Source organism: Planktotalea sp. (genome assembly GCF_018607965.1).
Classification (GTDB): domain Bacteria; phylum Pseudomonadota; class Alphaproteobacteria; order Rhodobacterales; family Rhodobacteraceae; genus Planktotalea.
This window is the reverse complement of the sequence record NZ_JABBAM010000021.1, coordinates 1-10278: the sequence shown is the minus strand read 5'-3', so window position 1 is coordinate 10278 and position 10278 is coordinate 1. Positions and strand designations below refer to the sequence as shown.

Sequence of the window (10278 nt, the reverse complement as noted above, 5' to 3'; positions counted from 1 at the left end):
GTCGCCCTTGCACCTGCGCGCAAAGCTGCCAGTTATGTCGCGACGCCTATAGGAGAGAGCAATGAGCCAGATAGAGACAGATATAAAAGCCGCCCTTGCGCGCTTGGCCTTGCCAGATGGTGGCGATTTGATCAGCCGCGATATGATCCGCGCGCTGAACGTTGATGACACATCCGTGCGTTTCGTGATCGAAGCGCCAAGCCCCGCAATTGCACAGCAGATGGAACCTTTGCGCAAAGCGGCAGAAGCGGCGGTTGCGGCAGTCGTCGGATCGCGCACGGTTGCGGCGGCGCTTACAGCCCACGGTCCCAAGCCCGCGCCACCTAGTTTGAAAATCGGTGGACACCCTAAACCACAAGAGGGTGGGCCTGCGCCTGTCTCGGGTGTAGACCGGATCCTCGCGATTGGGTCTGGTAAGGGCGGCGTTGGCAAATCGACCGTTTCGTCAAACATCGCAGTTGCGCTGGCCAAGCAAGGTCGCCGCGTTGGTTTGCTTGATGCAGATATATACGGGCCATCCCAACCGCGCATGATGGGTGTCAACAAACGCCCCGCCAGCCCCGATGGTAAAACGATCATTCCTTTGAAAGCGCACGGCGTCACGATGATGTCGATTGGCCTTATGATGGACCCCGACAAAGCCATTGTTTGGCGTGGCCCCATGTTAATGGGTGCGTTGCAGCAAATGCTGGGGCAGGTGGAGTGGGGTGAGTTGGACGTGTTAATCGTCGATCTGCCGCCCGGCACAGGTGACGTGCAATTGACGCTGTGCCAAAAAAGCCAAGTCACCGGTGCGATAGTTGTCAGCACGCCGCAAGACGTCGCACTGCTGGATGCGCGCAAGGCCGTTGATATGTTTGCGACGTTGAAAACCCCCGTACTTGGCTTGATAGAGAATATGTCGATGTTCAAATGCCCCGATTGCGGATCAGAGCACGAGATCTTCGGGCGGGGTGGGGTTGCTGCAGAGGCGGAACGCCTCAAGCTACCTTTGCTTGGCGCGCTCCCCATTGATCTAGAGACACGCCTTGCGGGCGACAGCGGCACACCGATTGCTGCGGGCGAAGGGCCAATGGCGCAAGCCTACGCCGATATTGCCAAAGGTCTGATCGAGGGCGGAATGGCCTAAGCCAAAGGCCAAATCATTAAAAAAGTGCAAAGCGTCCCAAATTGGGGCGCTTTTCGCATTTTGGTGATCTGAAATGGGAAAGCATGGGCACCATGGGAATTCATGGTCCAAAGGGCGGTTCTCAGCGACTTTTGTGGCGCTGGCGGGTGTCGCAGCAAAGACTCACTCTGGAATCAGCGCGAAGCGGGGCGATTTACACGCGGATTCGGTTGTGATTCTTAGAATTCTGAGGGGTCGTTGGGTGGCGGGTTGGGTGAAATACCCTCCATTGAGGATAAATCTGGGAAAATATAGGAATTTAATCAAAGATTATTTCTAATCAACATGTAGTGATGAAAATACCTTCTCGCGCTATTTGTGGAAAATGTTCCCTTCTCGTTCTCGCTATATGTTGTGTAAGACGCCTCTTGCAAACAACATTCAGTACCCCGTGCCCAACATTTCCTATTGATTACCATGAATTCCCATGTCATCCCTAATGGTAGAAGGCGAAAGCGGGAAACACTAAACATCGGGACGCTAAACGATCCCAAGTTAATAAAAACCACTAAGTCAGGTTTCATACAGGCCCCCGCCTTCACCTTCTTAACGAGATTCGGCGCGTGAGCGAGCAGACATCCCCCCCAGGTGGCGCGCGCGATCGGACACTCCCGGCAACGGGACGTCGGCGGATCAAGCAGTGGCAGCAGCTTGATCCGCCTTTAATTTTTTCAGGGGTTTGAAAACTCCGCATAGGCAAAAGGGACGAATTGGCGTGTCACGCAGGTTCAGAGGCGAAAGCCACCATAAGGTGGATACGAAGGGGCGGGTCTCAATCCCAGCCTCTTTTCGTCGTGTAATCGAAGCGGCTGACCCCAATTGGACCGAAGGCCTCGCCCCCGAATTGGTAATTGTTTACGGCGATCACCGTCGCAATTATCTTGAGTGTTACACCATGGAAGCGATCGAAGAGGTCGATGCAAAGATCGACGCCCTCCCACGTGGGTCTATGCAGCGTAAAATGCTTCAGCGTCTCTTCCATGGCCAATCTTTCCCAACCACGATTGATGAAACGGGTCGTTTGGTCCTGCCAGCCAAGCTACGCACCAAGGTCGATCTGGAAAAAGAAGCGTTCTTCATTGCCGCGGGTGACACGTTCCAAATCTGGAAAACAGAAACCTACGAGGCCGAAGAACTGGCGCGCACAGAAGAGTGGCTTGAAGAATTGCCCGATGATTGTGATCCTCTGGAGTTCTTGGATGCGGCCCCAACACCTAGTGCTGCGGAGTGATACATGGAACAGGCTCAAACTTCTGCTCCTCACATTCCGGTTCTTCTTGCTCCTATTCTTAAGGCGGCGGCGCCTATAGCTGGTCGTTGGATGGATGGCACATTTGGCGCGGGCGGCTACACGCGTGCATTGCTGGATGCGGGTGCAGACAGCGTTATTGCGGTTGATCGTGATCCTATGGCCTTTGACATGGCCGCGAGCTGGGCAGGGGAGTACGGCGACCGCTTGATCCAACAGCGTGGCGTGTTTTCTGACATGGCCGAGTTTGCCCAAGACCTCGACGGCGTTGTCCTCGATCTTGGCGTGTCCTCTATGCAGCTCGATATTGCAGAGCGCGGATTTTCCTTCATGCGCGATGGACCACTGGACATGCGTATGGGCCAAGACGGTCAAAGTGCAGCGGACATCGTGAATGAATACGAGTCTGAAGAAATCGCTGAAATCCTGTATAACTTCGGTGAAGAACGCGCCTCGCGTCGCATTGCGCGCGCCATTATTGAACAGCGTGAAGAGACACCGTTCACCACCACGCTGCAGTTGGCCGATCTGATCGAGAAATGCTTGCCGCGCAAGAAGCCCGGGCAAAGTCACCCCGCGACACGCTCTTTCCAAGCCCTGCGCATTGCGGTGAACGATGAATACGGCGAACTTTATCGTGGCCTCATGGCGGCTGAACAAGCGCTTGCGCCTGGTGGCATCCTCGCTGTTGTGACTTTCCATTCAGTAGAAGATCGCATGGCGAAACGCTTCTTGCAATCGCGCGCAGGCACGACAGGCAATGCCAACCGCTTTGCCCCTGAACTGATCACCGAAAAACCCGCGTTTGAACTGGTGGGGCGCAAAGCCATCACAGCCAGCGAAGAAGAGCTGGACGCAAATCCGCGTGCGCGCTCTGCCAAATTGCGCCTTGCGCGCCGTACGGATGCGCCCTCGGGTGAAATCGCGGCGAAAGCACTCGGCATGCCTATGTTACGAAGGGACCGTTAAATGCGTTCATTATTATATATTGTTACCGCCCTTGCTGTCATCGGTCTGGCGTTCTGGGCCTACCGTGAAAACTATCAAACCCAGTCAGAAATTGCCCGTTCCGAACAGATAAACAAAGAAATCGGTCACGCCCGTGCGCGTCTCACTGTTTTGCGCGCCGAATGGGCATATCTGAACCGACCTGATCGTCTACGTGATCTGACGGAAGTGAACTACGAACGTTTGGGCCTTTTGCCTTTGCGTCCTGATCAGTTCGGCAAGGTTGATCAAATTGCCTTTCCAATGCCACCAGAACCCGAGTTGATCATTACCAATCCTGTGGATGTGTCCGGCATGAATAGCGCAGGTGAAGTGGTAACACGGGGCAACGGGGTCTTTCCATGATCCGCACGCCACTCCGTCCTTTAGCCCGCATTTTAGAAGCCCGCGCAAGTGGTGAAAACCCCGATGCGATTGAACGTGAAAACCTGCGTATTCGCCATGAACAAATGCGTGATAGCGCGCAAAACCGCGCAGAGGGTCGCCTTCTGATCCTCTCCGTGATGTTCTTTTGCGCGTTTGGCGTGATTGGCGCACGCATGAGCGTACTTGCATCAACCGATCCCCAAGAACCCCGCGCAGCAAGTTCGGGTGCGGCAATCCTTGCTCAACGCGCTGACATTACAGACCGCCATGGCCGCATCCTTGCGACAAATTTTGAAACACATTCCCTCTATGCGCAGCCAAAACAGATGGTTGATAAAGAACGCGTTGCCGCAGAACTGGCTGCGATTTTTCCTGATTTGAACCAAGAAAAGATGTTGAAGAACTTCACAGGTGAACGTAAGTTCTTGTGGATCAAGAAAAAACTAAGCCCAGAACAAAAACAAGCCGTGCATGACATCGGCGATCCGGGTTTGTTGTTCGGCCCGCGCGAAATGCGCCTCTATCCCAACGGCAAACTTGCAGCCCACGTGATGGGCGGGGCCAGTTTTGGTCGCGAAGGTGTCCACGCTGCCGAAGTTATCGGCGTTGCAGGTGTCGAGAAATTCTTTGACGATGAACTACGCGATCCGGCCCGCGAAGGCGCGCCGCTTGCCTTGTCCATTGACCTAACTGTCCAAGCCGCTGCAGAAGAAGTGCTCTACGGCGGTATGAAATTGATGAACGCCAAAGGGGCGGCGTCTGTTCTGATGGATGTGAAAAGCGGCGAAATTATTTCCATCGTCAGTTTGCCCGACTTTGATCCCAACGCACGCCCAAGTCCGTTGGTGGAAGGGGATGCCTCTGACAGCCCGCTGTTCAATCGCGCGGTGCAGGGCGTTTATGAACTGGGCTCCGCATACAAGATTTTCACCGCCGCACAGGCGATGGATTTAAACCTTGTGAACCACAACACGATGATCGACACAGGCAAAGCCCTGCGCGTCGGAGGGTTCAACATCGGTGAGTTTAAAAAGAAGAATTACGGCGTGCTCAGCGTCGATGACATCATCGTCAAAAGTTCGAACCGTGGAACGGGCCGCATGGCGCTTCAGATCGGTGTAAAACGCCAAAAAGAATTCATGAAAAACATGGGCTTCATGGATTACACGCCGCTCGAAATTGTTGAGGCAAAAGGTGGCCAGCCGTTGTACCCTGAACGCTGGACCGACCTAAGCGCTGTCACTATTTCCTACGGACATGGTATTTCGAATTCTCCGCTCCATTTGGCTGCTGGCTATGCTGCAATTGCCAATGGGGGCACGTATATCCCGCCGACGATTCTTAAACGGACCCAAGCGCCGACAGGTCATCGCGTCATGCGCGAAGATACCGCTGAATATGCGCGCAATATGCTGCGTATGGTGGTGACTGATGGCACGGCCAGTTTTGGCGAAGTCCCCGGATATGCGGTTGGCGGCAAGACAGGAACGGCTGACAAAATAAAAGAACGTGGGGGCGGATATTACAAAGACAAAGTTATCGCGACGTTCGCATCGCTCTTCCCAGCGTATGATCCGAAATATGTTCTTGTGGTAACGCTTGACGAACCATCTGAAACATCAGGTAAAAAGCCGCGCCGCACCGCGGGTTGGACTGCGGTTCCAGTCGCTGCAGAGATGATTGGCCGTGTTGCGCCGCTCCTTGGATTAAGACCAGAGATTGAACCGGGTGAATTGGCTGGTATAACGCTCACATCGAATTGATGGGTGCGCGGAAACGCGCGCTACAAGATGTAGGGGCAGGCCATGGCCGAATTCAAGACTTTACAGATGCTCGGATTGACCGCAGCAAATGGGCGAACCCCTCAAATCACAGGCATTGCCGTCGATAGTCGTGAGGTAAAGCGCGGCTTTCTCTTTGCTGCTTTGCCCGGCACAAAAGTCCATGGTGGTGAGTTTATTCAATACGCGTTGCGCATGGGTGCAGATGCGATTCTCACTGATGCAGTGGGCGCTGAAATCGGGGCTGATGAACTTGCCAACTCCGACGCCGCTTTGATCCTTACGGACGATCCGCGCGGCGCTTTGGCCTTTGCGGCTGCTCTGTGGTTCGGCGCACAGCCCCAAATCATGACGGCGGTGACAGGAACCAACGGCAAAACCTCTGTCAGTACATTCGTGCGCCAAATCTGGAACCTGCTCGATCTCGAAGCCGTTAACCTTGGCACGACCGGTGTCGAGGGCAGTCTCGAACTCTCGCTTGCTCACACTACGCCCGAACCCATCACGCTGCACCGCACGCTCGCGGCCCTGTCGCGCGAAGGCATTTCACATGCCGCAATGGAGGCCTCGTCCCACGGGTTGGATCAACGTCGCATGGACGGCGTGAACCTTGCTGCGGCAGGTTTTACGAATTTCACACAGGATCACTTGGACTACCACGGCACGTTTGAGGCGTATTTCGATGCGAAAATGGGCCTGTTCACGCGGGTCTTGCAAGATGATGGCGTGGCAGTGGTCAATCTTGATGATCCAAAAGGCGCAGAGGTCGCAATGATCGCGCAGGCCCATGGGCATGAATTGATCGGTGTTGGTCGGGATAAAGAAGCAGATCTCTGTTTGCTGGGCCAGCGTTTTGATGGCACGGGCCAAGACCTGCTGTTCAAATGGCATGATCGCCCGTTCCAAGCACGACTGAACTTGATCGGCGGTTTTCAGGCGGAAAACGTGTTGCTCGCAGCGGGTCTTGTGATCGCGTGCGGCGAAGAACCATCGCGGGTGTTTGACACGCTGGGCGATCTAGAAACGGTTCATGGACGGATGCAACTGGCGGCAACGCGCTCAAACGGGGCTGCGGTCTTTGTGGATTACGCCCACACGCCTGACGCGGTGGAAACCGCGCTCAAAGCGATGCGCCCTCATGTGATGGGCCGTCTTGTTGCGGTGATTGGCGCAGGCGGGGATCGTGACACAACCAAACGTCCACTTATGGGCCAAGCCGCTGCTGAAAACGCCGATCTGGTGTTTGTCACCGATGACAACCCTCGCTCTGAGGATCCCGCAGTGATCCGCGCAGCAGTCATGGATGGTGCACCAGATGCGATTGAGGTCGCAGATCGCGCCGAAGCAATCCTTCGTGCAGTTGATGCACTCGCGCCGGGAGATGCATTACTGATCGCAGGAAAGGGCCATGAAACAGGCCAAGTCGTTGGCGACACGGTCTTTCCCTTCGATGATTGCGAACAGGCCAGCGTTGCTGTCGCTGCACTTGAGGGAGATATCGCATGACACTTTGGACAGCGCAGGACGCCGCAACCGCAACAGGCGGGCGTGCGGTTGGAGATTGGTCGGTGAACGGCATTTCCATCGACACGCGTACTATTGAAACAGGCGATTTGTTCGTTGCCTTAAAAGCTGCGCGCGATGGTCACGAATTTGTAGCGCAAGCTTTGGGCAAAGGGGCAGGGGCCGCCTTGGTGACCCATGCTCCCGAAGGCGTTGCGCAAGATGCCCCGCTTTTGATCGTCGCAGACGTGCTAAGCGCGCTTGAGGATTTAGGTCGCGCGGGTCGCGCCCGCACAGATGCACGCGTCGTTGCGATCACGGGGTCTGTTGGCAAAACATCGACCAAGGAAATGTTGCGCGATGTGCTTGGTGCGCAGGGGCGCACCCATGCATCCGTGGCCAGTTACAACAACCACTGGGGCGTCCCGTTGACCTTGGCGCGCATGCCAGCAAACACAGAATTCGCCGTTATAGAGATCGGTATGAATCATCCCGGTGAAATCGCGCCTTTGGCGGGTTTGGCGCGCCCACATGTAGCGATGATCACGACTGTTGCCCCCGCACATATGGAAGCGTTTGAAAGCATTGAAGGCATCGCTGTTGAAAAGGCAGCGATTATAGAGGGGCTTGAGGACGGTGGCATCGCGATCCTGAACGCGGATATCGATACGGCGCATGTCCTGGAAAATGCGGCTGAAACCCTTGGTGTGAAGGCGCTTTGGTTTGGTCAAACCGCGACTGATTATGTCTTGGATAAGATCGTCCTCAGCGGCAACACAACGGTTGTCCAAGCCAGTGTACAGGGCGCGCCGCTGCTTTACAAAGTGCAGACCGCTGGACAGCATTTCGCGATGAACGGACTTGGGGCATTGGCCTGTGCGCAGGCTCTTGGCGCGGACCTTGCGCTTGCGGCCCAAGGTATCGCCAACTGGACGCCCTTTACGGGGCGCGGCGCACGCGAAGTTATCGCGCTTGATCCCGCAGATACACGTATGACCCTTGAATTGATCGACGACGCGTATAACGCAAATCCGACCTCGCTAAGTGCTGCGCTTGACGTACTGGCTGCCGCAGAAGTGACCCACGACATTGGTCGTGTCTCTAAGGGTCGTCGCATTGCATACCTCGGCGATATGAAAGAACTGGGTAGCTCTGAAATCCAGATGCACCAAGCAGTCGCTGCGCTTCCCAGCACCACTGATATTGATCTCATTCATTGCGTAGGTCCCTTGATGCGTCACTGCTACGATGCGTTGCCCGAGGCCCAGCGAGGCCACTGGACCGAGACAAGCACAGAAATGGCCACACACGTAGGACGCGATCTGGATGCGGGTGATGTCGTGTTGGCCAAAGGCTCGCTCTCGATGGGGCTGGCACGCTTGGTAGACGCGGTTCGTAAATTGGGCCATACGCCCACAAAAGACGCCCAAAAGGATGATGTTTAAATGCTGTATTGGTTAACCGAGCTTTCTGACGGAGGCGATTTTTTCAACCTCTTTCGCTACATCACCTTCCGCGCAGGCGGCGCGTTTTTGACGGCGCTGATTTTCGGTTTTGTCTTTGGCAAACCCCTTATTAACGTGCTGCGTCGTCGCCAAGGCAAGGGCCAACCGATCCGCACAGACGGACCTGAGGGACATTTCGCCAAGGCAGGTACGCCCACAATGGGTGGCCTTTTGATCGTGGGTGCATTGCTGACCTCGACCCTTTTATGGGCGCGTTTGGACAATCCTTTTGTCCTTATTTGCCTATTTGTAACAATGTCTTACGGCGCAATCGGATTTGCGGACGACTACGCGAAAGTGTCCAAACAAAACACAGCAGGCGTCTCTGGCAAGATCCGTCTTGGCCTTGGGTTTCTGACTGCTGCTATCGCAGGCTATTGGGCCGCGCAGTATCATCCGGCTGAATTGCAAAATCAACTCGCATTGCCGATCTTCAAGGATACGTTGATTAACCTTGGTTATCTTTTTGTGCCCTTCGCCGTGATCGTTATCGTTGGGGCCGCCAATTCGGTTAACCTTACCGATGGCCTCGATGGCCTTGCCATCATGCCCGTGATGATCGCCTCCGGTACGCTTGGTGTCATCGCTTATGCCGTTGGTCGTGTCGATTTCACCGAATATCTAGACGTGCACTACGTCCCCGGCACAGGTGAAATCCTGATCTTCACCGCGGGCATCTTCGGCGGTGGTCTTGGCTTCCTTTGGTACAACGCGCCCCCCGCAGCCGTCTTTATGGGCGACACAGGTTCGCTTGCTCTTGGCGGCGCTTTGGGTGCGATCGCCGTGTCCACCAAGCACGAATTGGTGCTGGCCATCGTCGGCGGTTTGTTTGTGGTCGAAGCACTCTCGGTCATCATCCAAGTGCTCTATTTTAAGCGTACTGGCAAACGCGTCTTTCTGATGGCCCCAATCCATCACCACTACGAGAAAAAGGGCTGGGCGGAACCGACGATTGTGATCCGGTTTTGGATTATTTCGCTGATCTTGGCGATGATCGGTTTGGCGACGTTGAAGGTACGTTGATTTCTTGAGGGAGGGTACGTGAGACCACGCACCTTACTTGTTGCGTCACCCCAAGCCAAAGATGCGCATTGATTGAGATACTCAGGCTAATTCGAGGAGCGTTCTGTGGGCTTTTATAAACTGACACTGGGCAGCACCGATGAAAAGATGACCATCGGATATACGCTTAGTGCACTTCCGCATTCTGGCCATGTTTGGCCAAAAGACGATTGGAGTCCGCTGCTGGCGTTTACAGCTCAAGCTCTAGAGAACCAGATTTCTTTGAGTGACGAAATAGTTGCAAACTTACCGACAACTGTTGCAAACATGCGGCCTTCAACCTTGATATTGCCGGACGTTATTGGCGCTTTTGGCTATCCAATATCGGCACCGCCACCACTCCTTAGCTCTCGTTTTCGCACGTTGATCGATCGACTTGCGCCGGGATCTTATCAAAGTGTTTTAGCGCCTCGGTTTTGGGACGTCGTCAAAGACGAAGAAATCGATGCTTCTGACTATGCCTTTGTCAATATTGTTAATTCCATCGATAGTTGGAACAAATCTAAGTCTGAAATCAACAAAATGGTTCGTAAAGATGGCACCGTTTGGCATGCGCTTGGGCGTCACGAAGTTGTGAACGCACAGGCTGTTGGTGATACAAACCTTTGGCGGGACAGCGTAACAAATACAGTTTTG

Annotated in this window: 9 protein-coding genes; all 9 read left to right on the top strand. The window is 54.6% G+C overall.

What is annotated here, in order from left to right:
- The first annotated feature begins 61 nt into the window (after positions 1-61).
- On the top strand, positions 62-1129 hold the full coding sequence (locus QZ279_RS01475; protein WP_293447105.1) for an Mrp/NBP35 family ATP-binding protein: 1068 nt from the start codon (positions 62-64) through the stop codon (positions 1127-1129).
- Between the two features lie 754 nt (positions 1130-1883).
- Positions 1884-2399: a division/cell wall cluster transcriptional repressor MraZ gene (mraZ, locus tag QZ279_RS01470; RefSeq protein ID WP_293447104.1), complete on the top strand. Its 516-nt coding sequence runs from the start codon at positions 1884-1886 to the stop codon at positions 2397-2399.
- A 3-nt stretch (positions 2400-2402) separates the two neighbouring features.
- Positions 2403-3386 (top strand): 16S rRNA (cytosine(1402)-N(4))-methyltransferase RsmH, encoded by a 984-nt coding sequence (rsmH, locus tag QZ279_RS01465; protein ID WP_293447103.1) that lies wholly within the window; start codon positions 2403-2405, stop codon positions 3384-3386.
- Positions 3387-3770: a cell division protein FtsL gene (locus QZ279_RS01460; RefSeq protein WP_293447101.1), complete on the top strand. Its 384-nt coding sequence runs from the start codon at positions 3387-3389 to the stop codon at positions 3768-3770.
- Positions 3767-5554: a penicillin-binding protein 2 gene (locus tag QZ279_RS01455; protein WP_293447099.1), complete on the top strand. Its 1788-nt coding sequence runs from the start codon at positions 3767-3769 to the stop codon at positions 5552-5554. The genes QZ279_RS01460 and QZ279_RS01455 overlap by 4 nt, the downstream gene beginning before the upstream one ends.
- A gap of 42 nt (positions 5555-5596) precedes the next feature.
- Positions 5597-7078 carry a UDP-N-acetylmuramoyl-L-alanyl-D-glutamate--2,6-diaminopimelate ligase gene (locus tag QZ279_RS01450; protein WP_293447097.1) on the top strand — a complete coding sequence of 494 codons (1482 nt, stop codon included), beginning with the start codon at positions 5597-5599 and terminating at the stop codon, positions 7076-7078.
- Positions 7075-8520, top strand: coding sequence for a UDP-N-acetylmuramoyl-tripeptide--D-alanyl-D-alanine ligase (gene murF / locus QZ279_RS01445; RefSeq protein WP_293447096.1), 1446 nt, complete (start codon positions 7075-7077; stop codon positions 8518-8520). The genes QZ279_RS01450 and murF overlap by 4 nt, the downstream gene beginning before the upstream one ends.
- Complete coding sequence (gene mraY / locus QZ279_RS01440) at positions 8521-9603, top strand: phospho-N-acetylmuramoyl-pentapeptide-transferase (RefSeq protein ID WP_293447095.1); 1083 nt, start codon at positions 8521-8523, stop codon at positions 9601-9603.
- Between the two features lie 105 nt (positions 9604-9708).
- The coding region (locus QZ279_RS01435; RefSeq protein ID WP_293447094.1) for a hypothetical protein at positions 9709-10278 on the top strand (570 nt) is incomplete at its 3' end.

What these genes read in the sequence shown, in the direction of transcription:
- QZ279_RS01475 (WP_293447105.1), top strand. Translation starts at nt 62, where the DNA reads ATGAGCCAGATAGAGACAGATATAAAAGCCGCCCTTGCGCGCTTGGCC.
- rsmH (WP_293447103.1), top strand. Translation starts at nt 2,403, where the DNA reads ATGGAACAGGCTCAAACTTCTGCTCCTCACATTCCGGTTCTTCTTGCT.
- QZ279_RS01460 (WP_293447101.1), top strand. Translation starts at nt 3,387, where the DNA reads ATGCGTTCATTATTATATATTGTTACCGCCCTTGCTGTCATCGGTCTG.
- QZ279_RS01455 (WP_293447099.1), top strand. Translation starts at nt 3,767, where the DNA reads ATGATCCGCACGCCACTCCGTCCTTTAGCCCGCATTTTAGAAGCCCGC.
- QZ279_RS01450 (WP_293447097.1), top strand. Translation starts at nt 5,597, where the DNA reads ATGGCCGAATTCAAGACTTTACAGATGCTCGGATTGACCGCAGCAAAT.
- murF (WP_293447096.1), top strand. Translation starts at nt 7,075, where the DNA reads ATGACACTTTGGACAGCGCAGGACGCCGCAACCGCAACAGGCGGGCGT.
- mraY (WP_293447095.1), top strand. Translation starts at nt 8,521, where the DNA reads ATGCTGTATTGGTTAACCGAGCTTTCTGACGGAGGCGATTTTTTCAAC.